We start from the raw sequence: 18220 nt of genomic DNA, 5'->3' as shown, positions 1-18220 counted from the left end.
TTCAGCAATAATGAGAATGTTATGGAAATTATTTTAGCTAACCCCCGAGGTTTTTGTGCCGGTGTTGACCGGGCCATCAGTATCGTTGATAGAGCGCTTGATTTATTTGAAGCGCCTATTTATGTGCGTCATGAAGTGGTGCATAACAAGTTTGTGGTTAATGGTTTAAAAGAACGTGGTGCGGTATTTGTTGATGAGCTAAACGAAGTGCCTGACGACAGTACGGTAATATTTAGCGCTCATGGTGTGTCAAAAGCTGTGCGCAACGAAGCCAAAAGTCGTGGGTTAACAGTCTTTGATGCAACCTGTCCTTTGGTCACTAAAGTTCACATGGAAGTATCACGCACGAGTCGAAAAAATATTGAATGTATTCTTATCGGACATGCGGGACACCCAGAAGTTGAAGGCACTATGGGGCAATATGAAAGCACTCAAGGGGGGATTTACTTAGTTGAATCTACTGAAGATGTGGTAACACTTGAAATAAAAAACCCAGAAAAACTCTATTATTGCAGCCAAACAACATTATCAGTTGATGATACCAGTGATGTCATCGATGCCCTAAGACATAAGTTCCCTTTGATTCAAGGGCCGCGTAAAGATGATATTTGTTATGCGACACAAAATCGTCAAGACGCGGTGCGATCTATTGCAGAACACGTGCAACTAATGTTGGTGGTGGGTGCTAACAATAGCTCTAACTCTAATCGTCTGCGGGAGTTAGCAGAGAAAATAGGCACCACATCCTATTTGATTGATACAGCAGATGACATTGATGTTTCATGGTTAGACGGTATTGAAAAAGTGGGGGTTACAGCAGGAGCTTCAGCACCTGCAATTTTGGTTAAGCAAGTTATAGAGGCGCTTAAATCTCTGGGTGGTAAAGAGGTTATTGAATACCCAGGCAGAGCGGAGAATACCGTGTTTGCGGTACCGATAGAATTACGCTAGTCTTAGAATATGTTTTATAGTGGTAATGTGTAGCTAGTTTTTAAATTGATTTTTGACTTATTTTATCGGCTGGTTTTTTAGTTTTTTTAGTTAATTTCAATGATTTTTTATGATGCTAAATTTGAATTTACGAGTAGTGTAGTGCTTAAAAACAAGGAAAAATACTCGTAATAATAATTTAAGGTATGGGTTCATGCAGTTCACCAATGTGATTTTTAACACATATGGTGGTCTAATTAGTAGTAACTTCCTAGATCTATACCTGCGTATTTCTTCGTATAAAATTATCTATTTCAATCAGTTAAATTTTTCAGCTATAGTAACAACATCCGTTGTTTGCTTATTCTTATTTAAAGGGAGATTAAATATTGAGTAACTCATTTTCCTATTCCTTACATCAAAAGCCCTCTTTAAATAAAGGCCTGACATTTATTGAAGTGTTAGTCGCCGTTTTTATTTTAGTGACAGGTATTTTAGGTGCGGTAGCCATGCAAGCTTCGGCTAAAAAAGCTAGCTTCGATGCGATGCAACGCTCTGTTGCATCTGCGTTAGCGCAAGACATAGTCGAGCGCATGCGCAGTAATAATGCCACTACATTAGCCGAATATGCTGCTACCGATTACGGCGATACTCTTAATTCATTACCGGCCAATCGTTGTTATAAGCTTGATAACCTCTGTACACCAGCAGAAATGGTTATTAATGATCAATATGAATGGGAAATGTCTCTTATGGGGGCTGATGTTGTTAATGACGGTAATAATCAAGCGGGCTTAACCGGTGTTAGGGGATGTATAAGTCAGGCATTGAATGCAGTAACTGTAGTGGTGAGCTGGGAAGGGCGCACCGAAATAGCTGACGCGGCAAAAGACAATTGTGGTACAGCTAGTGCTAAAAAACGGCAAGTTACTGTTAAGGCCTTTATAAATTAATATGAACAGTCAACGTGGTTATACCTTAATAGAAATATTTATCTCCTTAGCCATCGGTTTAGCACTTTTTGCTGGCATCCTCAGTGTTTTTGTTGGCATGAAAACTACCACACAAGAAACAGCAACTTATGGAGAGTTACAAGAAAATGGCCGTTTTGCTTTAAGTGTTCTTAGTGATGATTTACTCAGACAAAACTTTTGGGGTGATTACAGTGGCACGTTAGACCGATCAATGTTAACTGTATCACCAGATGCCGCCCCAGGTAACGAATGTGTCGGCGAAGGTTTAAATAATGGCACTTTTCCAAATGCTATTGGGCATTTTAGAACGCTTTGGGGTAAAACAGTAACAAATAGCTCCGTAATGGGTTGTATTGATGATGCAAAAATAACGTCTGATATTATTCAAATAAAACGGGCTATTTCTCAACCTCTAACAGCAAGCACTAGCAATAACTATTATATTATTTCAAACGTAAGTGAAGCAGAAATATTTACTGGTACCAATATACCAACAGTCTCTAATAGCCAAGTTTGGGAGTACCAGCATCATATTTATTATATTAGGGAAGAAGCCCAAGGCAATAATACTGTGCCTAGTTTAATGCAAGGGCGCTTAACAACCAAGATGACTTTCGACCCTATCATTGATGGCATTGAAATGATCCGATTTATGTACGGTATTGACACTGACGCTCCAGGTAGCGCCGGATATGGTATTGTTGATGCCTTTCTATCGGCAGATGAACGTATCGCTCATCCGGCAGATAATATGACCTCAACCCAATGGGATAACGGCAATAATAATAGAATTTTAGCCGTACGTATTTATGTACTAGCGCGTAGCATTCTTCCTGATAACAAATATACTAATACTAATACTTATAATTTAGGTGATTTTCCTGTTACGTTTAATGACAATTATCGTCGATTATTATTTAACGCTACGGTAACTTTATACAATGCCGGAGTCGACTCATGGTAAAAAAAAAAGTAAAGCAAAAAAATTATGCTTGTAATTTGATAGCCAATAGACAGTTATTTAATCGCCAAAAAGGTGTGGTATTGATTGTGGCTTTGGTATTTCTTGTTGCCTTAACCGCTGTTGCTGGTGCCTTGATGCAAAATTCCACGTCAGATATGAAAATGTCAGGTGCTAGTGAAGAAAAAGTGGTTGCTACACAAGAAGCGATAAGTGCTAGCGATGAGGTGATGTTTCGGCAAATTAATGCTGACTCAGGAAATAATAAATTTGCTTCTGCTATCGTACGATTTCAAGATGAGAGCTTTGGCAATGTTACAGGTAGTTTAAATATTACCAATACTGATAGTGATACCACGGCAAGTCTTAATCTTGCCAACAATGATCTTGAGCTAGAAGCTGATTGTCCCCACTCCAAATCAGGTTCTTCAGTGCAAATATTTACTTGCAATGTTTTACGGCTGCAAGTGGTGCGAAAATATGGACGAAAAAACACTAATGAAGTTGAAGTAAATACCGGAGTTGTTCAGCAACTTTTACGATGAATTTATCGGTGTTTAAGCTAAATATAGGAATTAATAACGTGAAAAGATTTTTTGCCATAAGCCTATTAGTATTAATATCAACTCTATCATATAGTGAAGATATTGAGTTGTACGTTAACGAAACGGTCAAAGTCGCTGCTTCAAAAACACAAGTGCTTATTATTCTTGATGATTCTGGTAGTATGAATACAGAAGAAACCGTTAAAATTAGATATAATTCAGCCGAGAACTACCCTGCAATCCCTAATACAACAAAATTTTCAGGCGAACATTTATATTATAACAAAGGTGATGAGATCCCTAAGCCAGATACTTCCTCAGAAGATCGACATTTTATAGCATCTTTAAATGGTTGTAGCAGTGCTAAATCATCATTAGCGAATAAAGGTTTTTATACCGCCCATATTCGACAATATCAATTTACAAATAATACGGGACAATGGGAAGAACTTTCAGATAATAATGGTTCTAATATAAATGTAGTAGATTGTGAAGATGATGTCTTAAATAGTAATACCAATAATGCCGATGGTTTTGATCCCGGTTTTCCCGCCGACTATCTAGGTGATAAAAATAACCCTGAGTACTTTACCGATGACATAGACAGCTCAGGTGTGGTTTGGAGCGGTAAATTAGTTACGCTGTATACTGAAAATTACTTACGCTGGTATTACGGCGATAATACTCAAGAAGAACAGCGAAGCCGGATGGAAATGGCTAAAGAAAGTATTAATGATGTCATTACTTCTGCACCGTCGATCGATTTTGGTCTGCAAGTTTTTAACTTTAACTTTAATGATAACTCAAATGGTGGTAACGGCGGTCGTATCGTAGCAGGCATTAAAGAAATGACTGATGAAAATGAAAATAGGCTGCTAAATCTGGTCAATAACGAAGTATTCGCGCGTGGAAACACCCCTTTGTGCGAAACACTGTATGAAGCATCTCGGTATTTTTCAGGTGAGAATGTTGAATATGGTGACGATGACATTAATGTTTATTACTGGTCTGGTGAAATTTATTACACAAAAAATAAACCTCCTAGAGATCTTTCAATTGAATCATCAGGCAAATATATCAGTCCTTTTTCAAGTTGCAGCAGTAAAGCCTATGTTATTTTAATTACCGACGGCGCACCAACTCAAGATCAATACGCTAATGCTAAGGTTGAAGCTTTGTCTGCGTTTGAGGATGGCACAACGTTTAATTTTACCGGTAGTAAATTTGAGGGCAATTACCTTGCTGGTTTAGCTGAATGGATGAGTAATAGAGATCTTAATAGTGAGTTAACCGGTAAGCAAACAGCCGATATTTACACTATTGGTTTTAGTGCGGGTGCCGATGATGCTGCACCATTATTAAAGCAAACCGCAGATCTTGGTGGTGGAAAATATTTTCGTGCAACAGATAGTGCTCAGTTAACTGCTGCTTTGGTTGGTGCCTTGGAAGATTTAGAACCTAGTAATGACAGCTTAACGTCAGCATCTGTTGCTGCCAACAACTTCGACCGTACAGAGACCTTAAACTCTGTTTATTATGCGATGTTTCAACCAGATAATGGTCCACGTTGGCAAGGTAACCTTAAAAAATATAAAGTAGTTAGTAGCAATCAAGTAGGTAAACATGGTAATCCAGCACTGGATCTTAATAGTGGTCAATTTTCTAAGGACGTTACAAGCTTTTGGTCAGCAGATAACACAAAAGATGGTGCTGCTGTAACAAAAGGTGGCGTAGCTGAAATGTTACGTAATAAAACAAACCGGATAATTTATAGTGATATTGGCAGCGGTGACGCTATAGCTTTGTTAACACAGACTTTAGCTGAAACATCATTTGGTGGGAGCGCTGAATTGGCAACGGCACTAGATGTTAATGAGAATGAGGTTGGCACTTATTTACGTTGGGCAAAGGGAGAGAATGTCGATAATACTAAATTAGCTGATGAATCTATACCCATCATGCGGTCAGATGTTTTTGGTGATCCATTACACTCTAAGCCGTTAGTGGTTAATTACGGCGATAGCATTCGAATTCTTATCGGCACTAATGCAGGTGCACTTCATATGTTTGAGGATAAAGGTGATAGCGTAGATGAAAGCTGGGCCTTTATGCCAAAAGAGTTTTTTAAAAATATTAAGCCATTAAGAGAAAACTATTCAACAGCAGAGAAAGTTTATGGTGTCGATGGCAACATAACGCCATACGTAGAGGATAATAATGGTGACGGTGTCATAAATGGTACCGATAAAGTGTGGATATTTTTTGGCTTACGACGTGGAGGAAGCTCATATTACGCACTAGATATTAGTACCCCAAATTCACCCAGTAAGCTGTGGCATATTGATGCCTCGACCACAGGATTTGGCCGGCTAGGGCAATCATGGTCTCAACCCAAACTGGGTTATTCTAAGTTAAATGTTTCAGGATCTGGTAATAGTGCGGTTGCGGCACCAGTATTGTTTTTCGGTGGTGGTTATGATGTGGTAAACGATTCAAATACGGCAACAATTACTTATCCTAAGGGCAATGCTGTTTATATGATCGATGCTAAAACCGGCGTATTAAAATGGAGTATGGCTCCTGCTAGTGGTGATACGGTATTCCCTGGAATAGACAGTATTCCATCAAGTATTGCCATATTAGACAGTGATGGCGATGGTTTAATTGATCGATTATATACGGGTGACACGGGAGGCAATGTTTGGCGTGTTGATATGCCTAGCGCAGATCCCACTAACAGTGAGGACCCATGGTCGGTCTTTAAGTTAGCAGCGCTAGGTGGAGTAACCAACAGCACTGATTTACGCTTTTTTAATGAACCCTCTATCGTTCGTACCTTTATCAGTGAAACAATTGAAACAAAAGTCACCGATCAAGATGGTCAAACAACCGCTATTTTTCATCATCAAGAAAAACCTTATGATGCGGTACTTATTGGTAGTGGTGACAGATCAAACCCATTAGGTACAGATACTGATGACACATTCTTTATGATTAAAGATCAACAGATTAAAACTAAGTCTTTTTATAATATAGTTGAGCCAATAGCCCCTGTGGCACTGTTGAAAAGTGATTTATATAATTATACCGATAATCCTTTTGATCAAACGCTAACACTTGCAAAGCGCAATGAATTAGCAAGAGATGTTAGCAAAAAATCGGGTTGGTTTATAAACCTTGAAGGCTCAGGTGAAAAAAGTACGGCTGAAGCTATTGTTATTAATGGTGTCGTTTTTTTTACGACTTTTATTCCGCCTAATTTAGATCCTAATGTTGTCTACTGTGAACAACCCAATGGTACCGGACTACTATATGCAGTCGACCTGGCATTAGGTACTGCAGTTTATAATTGGAAGATAAATGATGATGTGCCACCTGATGATGGACCACCCGACGACGCTGTCAGAAGTATCAAAATAAGTGAGCAGTTTTTAGGTGCGCCAACGTTAATTGTAGTACCTGACGCTAACGGCGATAAGATTGGTAATATCATTGTTGGCAGAGAGGTAGTCATTACACCTTTTAAACTGCAGACTATGCGAACTTATTTATACATTAAAGAGGGGCCATAATGTCAAAAATTAAAGCAAATAATGGCTTTACATTAATCGAGTTGTTAATCGCGGTTGCTATCGTTTCGATTCTAGCGGCTATAGCGCTTCCGTCATATACTGACTTTGTTGCGCGCTCAAATCGCACAGAAGCTCAGCGAGAACTATTAAGAATAGCAAATATACAAGAGCAGTTTTATGTTGATACAAGAGCGTACACCGCTGATATGACAGCGTTAGGACTCGATAATGACCCCTTTATTACTGAAAACTCTTACTATAGTATTGATGCAACACTTGTAAACGGAGGTTTTTTGTTAACGGCAAAAGCACTTGAACCACAAAAATCAAATGACAGCAACTGTCAGGTGTTATCTGTTAGTAACACTGGAAAAAAATTACCAGCCAATGTCTGTTGGGAGCAATAAAATGAAAAATATAATATTTGTGGCTACTTTATTACTATTGACTCATGTAAGTTTCAATGTGGCTGCAGCTAATATAGTGGTAAAAAAGTACAAAGTTGACGTTAAATGCCACATCGAATTGCTTGGAGGTAAGCAGTTGATTTACTTTGCTAGCGTGAAAGAAAGTCAAGTCAATAAACTTGTTGATACCCTAGCTAACCGCAAAGTCCCAACACCTTTTTCTAGAGAGAGGCAGCAAGTGTATCAAGCATTTGAGTGTGTACTGTTAAAGGCTAAGTTTAACTCTGTCAAAGCGAATCAGCTATTTGACGCACAACCTCGTTAATAACCTGTTCGCCTAAATAATTTTGTTTAGTGAAAGTGATTTTATTTTATAACTGTGCCCAGTAGTTGTTGGGCATATATTAACTACAAGAAACTTTAGTACCATTTCTATTTTCATCTTTAGTGTCATTATCTGTATCAGCAGTCGCGTATACCCTACCTGACAGAGATATTTCAACACCACGCGATAAATTGCTATTACCCTTAGGGCAATAACTAAAATTGCTATTACCCCCAGAGATTAACCGGCCTGTTGGCGCAAAAATAATAAGACCTTGGCTGAATGTTAAAGTGTCACCGCTAGCAATTTTTCCTTTAACTTTAACCAACTCTTCGTTTACGCTGTCATAAGTATTATTGTTGACTAAGGTACTTTCACTATTGAGAAAGACACTTAACTCATTTTGCCAGTTGTCGCTGCAAGTTGTACCGTTTAACGGGCAAAGGGTGACATTTTTACCACTATTGATAGCACTGTTTCTTGCTGTTAATACCAAGCGATGAATTTCACTTATCTCATTGTCAACTCTTAATTTCACTATAAACTGACCTAAACTGGGGCCAGCAATGGTTGTTAATATTCCAATAATAGCAATGCCAATAAGTAACTCAACAATAGTAAAGCCTTTGTTTAATTTTTTATTTTGAGATTTTTTAATAAATAACTTAGACACAAAAACAGCTTTAGTGAAGATTAATGTTTTACTTATAACATTGTTGCTTAAGCTCAGCTAGGAAAGTTTGTTTAAATCATCGGCGCTAATGATAGCCTAATATCAGGGATATTGACTTTTATTACCTACTTGTTAAAGCGAGTGCTTTACTGTTATTTTAGCTTAGCTTAAGAGCAGCTAATCGCTATGTCGTAAATTCCCTCTGTTGTTAACTTGACTAGGTATATACAAGGATTAAATACCACTGAGCGGGTATTAAGATAATGCATATTAAACCTTCCATAATATAAGATGAACATTAAAAAAATAATAAAAAACAGTAAATTAAAAACATTTTATTTTAACTCCTGTGCGCCTGACATTCTTGCCGCTAGCTTTATTGGCTGCGCTAACATAGGCTCTACCTGAATTTCTTACGACAATACCTCGGTTTTTATCATTATGGTATTTAGGGCAGTAACTAAATGTAGCGTTTTGTCCCCAGCCTAATAAATGCCCTGTTGGAGCATAGGTTAAGCCGACACGAGTTTTGCCATATTGTAGTTTATCTCCAGCTTTTATCGCGCCTTTTTGAGCGAGCAGTTGTTCATCCAGTGCCGGTTCATATACTTTATTATTGTTAATGTCAGTAAATACACTCAGCTCTTGGTGCCATAAGTTTTTACATTTTCCTTGGCTATTTAACGGGCACAAAGTTACACCAGTATTATTGCTTAAGGCGCTATTTCGAGTAATTAAAATGAGACGATGCAGGGTAGATATTTCATTGTCTACGCGGGTGTAGACAATGAAGTTATTTAGACTAGGAACACCAATGGAAAGTAAACTGAGCATTATAGCTAGCCCAACCATAGTTTCGATAATCGTAAATCCATTATATTTTGACATTACAACCATTCCTTAGTTGAATAACTTTTTCAGTGCTAGGTATAGTCAAAAATATTGTAATTTACCAAACTAAATTAATTAATCTTCATATATTGTTGGAATTTCTGAGCGCTTATGCTGCGTTTTCATATAGATAGCAATTATTTTTTCTTCGATTAATTTATCTGTGTTTTTACCTTCTAAAAAGTCATCTAATTGGTCGTAACTCATGCCTAATGCATCTTCATCTTTTTTACTGGGTGTTAATTCTTCTAAATCAGCGGTCGGCGCTTTATTAATTAACTGAGCAGGAGCACCTAAACTGCTGGCAAGTTGCTTAACTTGACGTTTAGATAAGCCAAATAAAGGTGCTAAATCACAAGCGCCGTCACCCCATTTTGTAAAAAAACCTGTAATGTTTTCTGCTGAATGATCAGTGCCTAGTACCAAAGCGCTTAATATGCCAGCAATATGATATTGCATTACCATGCGAGTACGGGCTTTGACATTGCCTTTGGAAAAATCTACTTGTGCAGCATTGGCGGTTAAAAGATCAGCCGCTTGTAATGCACGGATGGTTTCAGTATGTATACCCTCTGTGCCTGCAAAGATATTAGTGGTTAGACTATGACTCGGTTTTATAAACTCAAGTGCAAGTTGAGCGTCATCTTCATCTGCTTGTATATCAAAGGGAAGTCTTATAGCAATAAACTTATATGCTGGTTTATTTTCAGTGTTTTCGTTATTCAAAGCGTCAATAGCGAGTTGAGCTAAACGCCCGCAAGTAGAGGAATCAACGCCACCACTTATACCTAAAACAAGAGATTTAAGCCCCGATTGTATTAATTTTTTCTTGATAAAATTAACTCGACGTTCAATTTCAAACGCAGCATCAATTTCAGGTAATACTTTCATTTCATTGATTATTGCCTGGGCGCTCATGATATTTCCTTCTGAAGTATGTGGCATGTTACTTTTAAGCTGACTTATGCCAGCAGGTACGTCTAGTGTAGCAAAGTCTATCTTTAATTAGAATTTTTGCACTATAGGTATAAGTTAATTCTGTGTACAATTACTTGATATTCAGTTGTGATGTAGATAATAATAATTATCAGTAAAATACTAACGCGCAAATCAACCTATAGGCTGTAAAATGAAAAAGATAGAAGCGATAATTAAACCATTTAAAATGGATGATGTACGTGAAGCGCTAGGCGAAATTGGTGTGACGGGAATGACCGTATCAGAAGTTAAAGGCTTTGGACGTCAAAAAGGGCATACAGAGCTTTATCGTGGCGCAGAATATATGGTGGATTTTTTGCCAAAAGTAAAACTGGAAATAGTCGTGAAGAAAGAAAATGTTGAACGCTGTGTAAACACCATTTTAGAAACAGCACAAACAGGAAAAATTGGTGACGGTAAAATTTTTATAACGGATGTTGAAAGGGTAATACGAATTCGTACGGGAGAAGAAGACGAAGAAGCTATTTAGCGTTAACCCGTTAAAAAAATACCAGCACTAAGCTGGTATTTTATGTTCAGGATTTTCTCTCAGACATCTTGTCTTTCGAGGCATTTACATGGATGTAAAAAAACGACAATGTTCATAAAAACTAAAGCGTTACTTAGCAACTCCTGGGTTGTTAGGATAATTCGCTGCTAAAACTTGTTTTGCATTAATCTGTAGATCATTCAAACCTAACTTCCCATAACAGAAAATCATAATTTCTAATGCTTCTTCCGTTTCTGGGCTAGGAGAAAAATATTCAACAATGTATTTTCCTCGGTTAGCAGAAGAAACATAGGCCTCACGCTTTAAGTAATAGCGCGCAACCGATAATTCATATTTTGCTAGGCGTGATTTAATAGCAATCATACGTTGGCGAGAGTCGGCAGCATATTTACTATTAGGATACTTCTCCAATACTATTTTTAAGTCATTAAATGCAGCGTGCGCCGCCGTAGGATCACGGTCTGAACGGTCTATTCCTGCTAAATTTTGGAATAAATTTTCTTGGGTAGCAACATTGATTAATGCACGCATATAATAGACATAGTCTAAGTTTGAATGCGCTGGGTTTAATCGTAAAAATCTATCGGTAAGTGCTAATCCTTGTGCGGCATCACCACTTTTGTAATAAGCATAAATTAAATCTAATTGTACTTGATGAGAGATTGGCCCATAAGGAAATCGAGAATCTATCGCAGATAAAATTTGGATCGCCTTTTGGTATAAGCCATTATCAAGCGATGCTCTAGCATCAGAGAATAATGCTTGAGCTGACTTATCTGGCACCTTTTTAATATCTTTTTCACTTGTTCCTGAACAGCCTGTTAATGCTAACACTAGCGCAAGGCACATTATTTTTATTGTCACTTTTTCCATAGACTTCAATATCACTACTTTGTTTTAGTTAAAATAAATATCCTCCTCACTATAATTACTTAATGTAATTGCTTTAGCAAAGAGGTAAAATAAGCTATAGCATTCTAACCTAGCAATCCTGCCTTGCACAGTGCTAATTAATAGAGAGTTTGATGGCTGAGATAATTCAACACCGGGATACGGTTCCCGAATCATGCTTAGGTAAACGTTTCGACCAGACTTTGGCTGAAATGTTCCCTGATTATTCACGTTCACGGTTAAAAGAATGGATTTTAGCCGGTCATATTACAGTTGACGGCCTAGTTGTCGATAGACCACGAGAAAAAATGTTTGGTGGTGAAGAAGTAGCCATTGATACACAAGTTGAGAGCGAAGTACGCTTTCAAGCACAAGATCTACCTTTAAATATAGTGTACGAAGATGATGATATTTTAGTCATCAACAAACCTGCGGGTTTTGTGGTACATCCCGGCGCAGGCAACCCTGATGGCACTGTTTTAAATGCCTTACTACATCACTGCCCGCAGTTAGATGTTGTGCCTCGCGCTGGTATTGTTCATCGTTTAGATAAAGATACTACGGGATTAATGGTGGTGGCAAAAACGATTGCTGCGCAAACTAACCTGGTTGAATCACTACAAGCGCGCGAAATTACCCGTGAATACGAGGCTATCGCTAGTGGTATTATGACCGCAGGCGGTTTGGTTGATCAACCTATTGGTCGTCACGCTACAAAACGTACTCATATGGCGGTTACTTTTTCAGGTCGCCCTTCGGTAACGCATTATCGTGTGATGGAAAAATTCAGATTACATACCCGTTTACGTTTACGTTTAGAAACGGGTCGAACCCATCAAATTCGTGTTCATATGGCTCATATTACTCATGCACTAGCGGGTGATCCCGTTTATGGCGGCCGTCCGCGTCCTCCAAAAAATGCCTCTGAAGAGTTACGAGAAATGTTACGCCAATTTAAGCGTCAAGCCTTACACGCGGCAATGTTATCTTTATATCATCCGATAACAGGTGTACAAATGACTTGGCATGCCGATGTACCTGAAGACATGGTAGCGTTAGCTGATCTGTTGCGCAAAGATACCAAAATTCATCTTATCGATAGTGATTACTAACTCATCTAGTAACTTACAATGTATTAAATGGCCAACAGAACGTGTGTTGGCCTTTGTTACTACTCGCTTAATTCCTAGCAAAGATCAATTATCTAAACATTCTGCCCATTTATTATCAAATATTACTAATACGGAAAAATTTCAAGCAGAGTTTGATGCCTTTAATCTAGGCGAGCATCTGGGTGATTGCCCCAATACTGTTGCTCGTAATAGAAGCTTGTTACTTGATTACCTGCCAGCCATGACAAAAATTCAATGGTTGGAGCAGGTTCACGGTAATAATGTCGTTGTTGTTGAAAAACATCAAAATACGCCTATTGTCGCTGATGCTGCAATAACACATGGCCAGCACATCGCTTTAGCCATAATGACCGCCGACTGTTTACCTATTTTGTTATCAAACAAAGATGGTAGCGAAATTGCTGCCATTCATGCAGGTTGGCGACCACTAGCAGCAAATATAATAGAACGAACCATTAGAAAAATGCATAGTGCTGCCGATGAGATTTTTGTATGGATGGGGCCTTGTATTGGACCTCAAGCTTTTGAAATTGGTCAAGAGGTAAAGCAGGCGTTCTGTCAAATGTCAGTAAAATTCGAAGCTGCTTTTGAACCTGTGGTATTTTTAAATGATGGCAAAACAGAGGTAAAGTTTTTGGCCAATTTGCAGTTAATCGCCGAGTTAAAACTCTCAGCGTTAGGGGTTACCAATATCACTAAAATTGCAGACTGTACTTATAAGCATAGTGATAAGTACTATTCTTATCGCAGAGATGGAAAAACTGGGCGTATGGCTAGCGTAATATGCATACATTCACCCGAGTAAAAATTATCCCTTATAAGTAAGGTGATTATTTAAAAGTGTTCCTTTGATTTAGGTCAAAGTTTTAGTGACTCTTTTCTTGAAAACCCTCCTTGGTGTCCTTATAACATAGGTAACTAAACTCTAAGCCCAGTAATATGGCACTAGGAGAAGATTAATGCGTTTAGAAAAATTTACCCAGACTTTTCAAGTAGCAATATCTGATGCACAATCCATCGCATTAGGTAAAGATCATCAATTTATCGAGCCAATACATTTAATGTTTGCGTTATTAAATCAAAACGCCAGCAGTATTATCCCCTTATTAAAAAGTGCCGGTATCAATGTGCGAACGTTAAGATCGCAAGTTGAAGTGGCTCTTGAAGAATTAGCACATGTGTCGGGCACAGGCGGTGAAGTGCAGCTATCGTCTGCCATGGGTAATATTTTAAACCTTTGTGATAAATTTGCACAAAAGCACGGCGACAAATTTATCTCCTCAGAAATATTTATGCTAGCTGCGTTACAAGATAAAGGTAAGTTAGGTCAAATTCTTAAAGGCTTAGGGGCCAGTGAACAACGTATACAAGACGCTATAGTTCATATTCGTGGCGGTAAAAATGTTGATGATGCTAACGCCGAAGAAGTGCGTCAAGCATTGGATAAATACACCATTGATCTAACCGAACTAGCAGAACAAGGAAAGTTAGATCCAGTTATTGGTCGCGATGATGAAATCAGGCGTACCATTCAGGTATTACAGCGCCGCACTAAAAATAATCCGGTATTAATTGGACAGCCAGGCGTTGGTAAAACTGCGATTGTTGAAGGCCTAGCTCAACGCATTGTCGATCATGAAGTACCAGAAGGTATCCGAAATAAACGCGTATTGTCACTTGATATGGGCGCACTCGTTGCCGGCGCTAAATATCGTGGAGAATTTGAAGAACGTCTTAAAGCAGTGCTCAGTGAATTAAGCCAGCTAGAAGGGCAAGTCATCTTATTTATTGATGAATTACATACTATGGTTGGCGCAGGTAAAAGTGACGGTGCTATGGACGCTGGTAATATGTTAAAGCCAGCGTTAGCTCGCGGTGATCTGCATTGTGTTGGCGCTACAACATTAGATGAATATCGCCAATATATTGAAAAAGATGCCGCATTGGAACGACGTTTTCAGAAAATTATAGTAGATGAACCCAGTGTTGAAGATACCATTGCTATATTACGTGGTCTTAAAGAACGCTACGAACTCCATCATAATGTTGAAATAACCGATCCCGCCATTGTTGCCGCGGCAACCTTATCTCATCGCTATGTTAGCGACCGTCAATTACCCGACAAAGCTATCGATCTTATTGATGAAGCGGCTTCTAGTATTCGTATGCAAATGGATTCTAAGCCAGAGAACTTAGACCGATTAGAAAGGCGTTTAATCCAACTGAAATTAGAACAACGGGCTTTATCAAAAGACTCTGATCCGGCCTCTAAAAAACGTTTGGACCTAATTTCGGATGAAATCGCGACTTGCCAAGTCAGTTATGATGAGTTGGATGAAGTCTGGAAAACCGAAAAAGCGGCACTACATGGAACACAAGCGATTAAAACTGATTTAGAGCACGCTCGTATTGAACTTGAAGCAGCTCGTCGCGTGGGCGATCTTAATACCATGGCCGAGTTACAATATAGTCGTATCCCTGATCTTGAAAAACAGCTTGATCTTGCAAGCCAAGCAGAAATGCAAGAAATGACCTTGCTACGAAACAAAGTGACTGATGTAGAAATAGCTGACGTGTTAAGCCGAGCTACCGGAATTCCGGTAGCAAAAATGCTCGAAGGCGAATGTGATAAATTATTGCAAATGGAAGATAACCTGCACAAACGCGTTATTGGGCAATCAGAAGCGGTAGTTTCAGTATCAAATGCTATTCGTCGCTCAAGGGCAGGTTTAGCAGACCCAGATCAACCCATAGGATCATTTCTATTTCTTGGGCCTACCGGTGTAGGTAAAACAGAATTAACTAAAGCTTTAGCCCACTTTCTTTTTGATAGTGAAGATTCATTGGTGCGAGTTGATATGTCAGAGTTTATGGAGAAGCACTCTGTCGCACGTTTAGTAGGAGCGCCTCCAGGTTATGTCGGTTATGAGGAAGGTGGCTATTTAACTGAAGCGGTGAGACGTAAACCATATTCTGTTATTTTACTTGATGAAATTGAAAAAGCGCATCCTGACGTTTTTAATATTTTACTACAAGTATTAGATGACGGACGCTTAACTGACGGGCAAGGGCGTACGGTCGACTTTAAAAATACTGTTATTATTATGACCTCAAACATCGGCTCAGATATTATTCAGGAATATGTTGATGACAGCCAATATCCGCAAATGAAAGCTCGGGTAATAGCAGAACTCGGTAATCACTTCAAGCCAGAGTTTATTAACCGGGTCGATGAAACCGTAGTGTTTCATCCTTTACTTGCTGAGCAAATTAAAAGTATCGCGAGTATTCAAATATCGGCTTTAACTAAGCGATTAGAGGAACGCGATATAACTATGACCTTATCGGAAGCAGCATTATCTTTTGTTGCGGCGGCAGGCTTTGATCCAATTTTTGGTGCTAGACCTTTAAAACGCTCTATCCAGCAAGAAATTGAAAACCCTTTAGCACATAAATTATTGGCTAACGAGTTTTCCGCTGGTGATCATATATTTGTTGAGCTGGTTGATAATAACTTGAATTTCATCGTCAAAGCTTAATTGCGTTATCGTAAGCTAATATACCCTAGATGCAGGCTGATAATGTTTACTGACTTAATGGGTACAGTAAACTTCAGCCTGTTTTCTATTCATCGTTAACTGTTGCTGTTTTCCTAATGCCGTTAATATTTCTACACTACCTTGCCCATTTTTATATTGAATTGTATCAAAATTGGCTAATGTTGTTATATTTTCGCGAGCCGTTAAACACTTTTCATCATTAAACTCATGGTTAAAATTACTTTTCTCATTACTATCACCCAAAGTATTATTTTTTAATTCTGAAGATTCATCACTACTCGCTTCAGCAATAATGACTGAAGATTTTTTATTATTTGACATACTAATTTCGATATAGTCATCACGGTCTGGTTGATGTTGGCTAAAATGCACAACATTGTGTTCGTCGAACCAACGATAAACTGTCATTTTCTCAGCTGCAAAGACATCAAAATACACTAATGTGACTAAACAGAATGACAAGGTTTTAATGTGCATAATGATACCTATCCATAAGTTAATACTTAATTACCCTATTATTAGCATAATGAGCTAAAAACAATAGTCACTGGCAACTATTCTGTAATCACTATAATGTTTTATAACAACACCAAGACCAGTTTACAAATATTTGCTAGTTTTATTAATCATTCATTGGTACTACAGCTACCGTTAATAATTAAACTTATGCTAAATTAGAGCTCTCTATTCATATTAATCTATTTTGGTTTCACTTATGCCAGACAAACATAATAACGATTCGCTACAAACTCGTGGCATTTATCTTTTACCCAACTTATTAACCACTGCAGGATTGTTTTCTGGCTTTTATGCCGTTATATCATCAATGAATGGGCATTTTATTAGTGCTGCGGTTGCTATCTTTATTGCGATGATATTCGATGGTTTAGATGGTCGAGTTGCACGAATGACTAATACTCAAAGTGAGTTTGGCGCAGAATATGACAGTATGGCTGATATGTTGTCATTTGGCATAGCACCAGGAATAGTGGCATATAATTGGGCGCTTTCAAGTTTTGGCAAGTTTGGCTGGTTAGCGGCATTTGTTTATGTTGCTTGTGCAGCATTGCGTCTTTCACGCTTTAATACCCAAGTTGGCATTGCTGACAAACGTTATTTTCAAGGCTTAGCTAGCCCAGCCGCCGCAGGCGTTGTCGCTAGCCTTATTTGGGTTGGTAGCGAATATAAAATTAATGGTCAAGACTATGGTTATTTTGTTGGAATTATTACCATCATACTTGGCCTGTTAATGGTGAGTAACTTTAGATACAACAGTTTTAAAGAAGTTGACTGGAAAGGTAAGGTAAATTTTGTTGTTGTATTATTAATAGTGCTCGCCTTTGTGGTTATTGCATCAAGTCCTGAAAATATCCTGCTTATTATATTTGCTTTATATGCTTGTTCAGGACCAGTTACCACTATCCGCTCAGTAAAAAAATTGAAATTAGAGCATGTAGTAGGTGACGATCAAGATGCAGACTTTCACTGTTATAGTGAAAATAAAGCGACGGGTTCAGAAAAAGTAGCAGAAGAAGAGACTAAATCAAAAAAAGAGCTGGAAAAATAAAGCTAATAACCTTATAAAAACCATGCTTACAAACTTATTACTTAGCCACTTTATTATTTCCAAGTATAAATAGCGTAATATATAAGTTAAAGCAGTATTATTTAGCGCTTATTTTATCTTGTTAGAACGAAAAAACAACGTCTTGCTTAATTAAAAAGCAAACAGTCATTTAATCGTAATTTAATTGATATTAAGTGTTGACGTGAAGCGAGAAATCTCTAGAATGCGCTCCAGTTCCAAGGGGTAACCCAAACGAACGGTTATAATGAGTTATCTAATCTAGTCTAGGCTGATTAAGTTAA

The 18220-nt window shown here is 38.2% G+C and carries 17 protein-coding genes; 12 read left to right on the top strand and 5 right to left on the bottom strand.

Annotated features, from left to right (window positions below; translation table 11 throughout):
- Positions 1 to 21: 21 nt before the first annotated feature.
- From ispH to H4J46_RS08460, 7 genes are all read left to right on the top strand, one after another.
- Positions 22 to 951 carry a 4-hydroxy-3-methylbut-2-enyl diphosphate reductase gene (ispH, locus tag H4J46_RS08490; RefSeq protein WP_182233093.1) on the top strand — a complete coding sequence of 310 codons (930 nt, stop codon included), beginning with the start codon at positions 22 to 24 and terminating at the stop codon, positions 949 to 951.
- Between the two features lie 368 nt (positions 952 to 1319).
- Positions 1320 to 1883 carry a type IV pilus modification protein PilV gene (gene pilV, locus H4J46_RS08485; RefSeq protein WP_182233092.1) on the top strand — a complete coding sequence of 188 codons (564 nt, stop codon included), beginning with the start codon at positions 1320 to 1322 and terminating at the stop codon, positions 1881 to 1883.
- Position 1884: 1 nt separating this feature from the next.
- On the top strand, positions 1885 to 2868 hold the full coding sequence (locus tag H4J46_RS08480; protein ID WP_182233091.1) for a PilW family protein: 984 nt from the start codon (positions 1885 to 1887) through the stop codon (positions 2866 to 2868).
- Positions 2862 to 3410, top strand: a complete 549-nt coding sequence (locus H4J46_RS08475; RefSeq protein WP_182233090.1) for a pilus assembly PilX N-terminal domain-containing protein — start codon at positions 2862 to 2864, stop codon at positions 3408 to 3410. Before H4J46_RS08480 ends, H4J46_RS08475 begins: the two co-directional genes overlap by 7 nt.
- A 38-nt stretch (positions 3411 to 3448) precedes the next feature.
- On the top strand, positions 3449 to 6982 hold the full coding sequence (locus tag H4J46_RS17515; RefSeq protein ID WP_182233089.1) for a pilus assembly protein: 3534 nt from the start codon (positions 3449 to 3451) through the stop codon (positions 6980 to 6982).
- A complete protein-coding gene (locus H4J46_RS08465) occupies positions 6982 to 7389 on the top strand; it encodes a type IV pilin protein (protein ID WP_220462983.1) in 408 nt (135 codons plus the stop codon). Before H4J46_RS17515 ends, H4J46_RS08465 begins: the two co-directional genes overlap by 1 nt.
- A 1-nt stretch (position 7390) precedes the next feature.
- Entirely contained in the window at positions 7391 to 7714 is a 324-nt protein-coding gene (locus H4J46_RS08460) for a TapY2 family type IVa secretion system protein (protein WP_259365744.1), read from the top strand.
- Positions 7715 to 7793: 79 nt separating this feature from the next.
- On the opposite strand, the gene H4J46_RS08455 is transcribed toward H4J46_RS08460, so the two are convergent.
- The 3 genes from H4J46_RS08455 to nadE form a co-directional block, all read right to left on the bottom strand.
- Entirely contained in the window at positions 7794 to 8387 is a 594-nt protein-coding gene (locus H4J46_RS08455) for a GspH/FimT family protein (RefSeq protein WP_182233087.1), read from the bottom strand.
- Between the two features lie 324 nt (positions 8388 to 8711).
- Entirely contained in the window at positions 8712 to 9275 is a 564-nt protein-coding gene (locus H4J46_RS08450; RefSeq protein WP_182233086.1) for a GspH/FimT family pseudopilin, read from the bottom strand.
- 78 nt (positions 9276 to 9353) lie between these two features.
- The gene (nadE, locus tag H4J46_RS08445) at positions 9354 to 10196 is read right to left on the bottom strand and encodes an ammonia-dependent NAD(+) synthetase (protein WP_182233085.1); all 843 of its coding nucleotides are present in this window, start codon (positions 10194 to 10196) and stop codon (positions 9354 to 9356) included.
- 211 nt (positions 10197 to 10407) lie between these two features.
- On the opposite strand from nadE, the gene glnB reads away from it, so the two are divergent.
- A complete protein-coding gene (gene glnB / locus H4J46_RS08440) occupies positions 10408 to 10746 on the top strand; it encodes a nitrogen regulatory protein P-II (RefSeq protein ID WP_077287161.1) in 339 nt (112 codons plus the stop codon).
- A gap of 129 nt (positions 10747 to 10875) precedes the next feature.
- Here the strand turns inward: glnB and H4J46_RS08435 are convergent, their stop codons facing one another.
- The gene (locus H4J46_RS08435) at positions 10876 to 11640 is read right to left on the bottom strand and encodes an outer membrane protein assembly factor BamD (RefSeq protein WP_182233084.1); all 765 of its coding nucleotides are present in this window, start codon (positions 11638 to 11640) and stop codon (positions 10876 to 10878) included.
- Between the two features lie 152 nt (positions 11641 to 11792).
- On the opposite strand from H4J46_RS08435, the gene rluD reads away from it, so the two are divergent.
- The 3 genes from rluD to clpB all read left to right on the top strand — a co-directional run bounded on the left by rluD (position 11793) and on the right by clpB (position 16330).
- Entirely contained in the window at positions 11793 to 12770 is a 978-nt protein-coding gene (gene rluD / locus H4J46_RS08430) for a 23S rRNA pseudouridine(1911/1915/1917) synthase RluD (RefSeq protein WP_182233083.1), read from the top strand.
- A gap of 43 nt (positions 12771 to 12813) precedes the next feature.
- Positions 12814 to 13596, top strand: a complete 783-nt coding sequence (gene pgeF, locus H4J46_RS08425) for a peptidoglycan editing factor PgeF (RefSeq protein WP_404851780.1) — start codon at positions 12814 to 12816, stop codon at positions 13594 to 13596.
- Between the two features lie 154 nt (positions 13597 to 13750).
- Complete coding sequence (gene clpB / locus H4J46_RS08420) at positions 13751 to 16330, top strand: ATP-dependent chaperone ClpB (RefSeq protein WP_182233081.1); 2580 nt, start codon at positions 13751 to 13753, stop codon at positions 16328 to 16330.
- Between the two features lie 54 nt (positions 16331 to 16384).
- On the opposite strand, the gene H4J46_RS08415 is transcribed toward clpB, so the two are convergent.
- Positions 16385 to 16828 carry a hypothetical protein gene (locus H4J46_RS08415; protein WP_182233080.1) on the bottom strand — a complete coding sequence of 148 codons (444 nt, stop codon included), beginning with the start codon at positions 16826 to 16828 and terminating at the stop codon, positions 16385 to 16387.
- 238 nt (positions 16829 to 17066) lie between these two features.
- On the opposite strand from H4J46_RS08415, the gene pssA reads away from it, so the two are divergent.
- On the top strand, positions 17067 to 17918 hold the full coding sequence (pssA, locus tag H4J46_RS08410) for a CDP-diacylglycerol--serine O-phosphatidyltransferase (protein ID WP_182233079.1): 852 nt from the start codon (positions 17067 to 17069) through the stop codon (positions 17916 to 17918).
- Positions 17919 to 18220: the final 302 nt, after the last annotated feature.

Source organism: Colwellia sp. MB02u-6 (assembly GCF_014077095.1).
Classification (GTDB): domain Bacteria; phylum Pseudomonadota; class Gammaproteobacteria; order Enterobacterales; family Alteromonadaceae; genus Cognaticolwellia.
The sequence above is the reverse complement of the archived record's forward strand: the minus strand, read 5'-3'. Positions and strand labels throughout refer to the sequence as shown.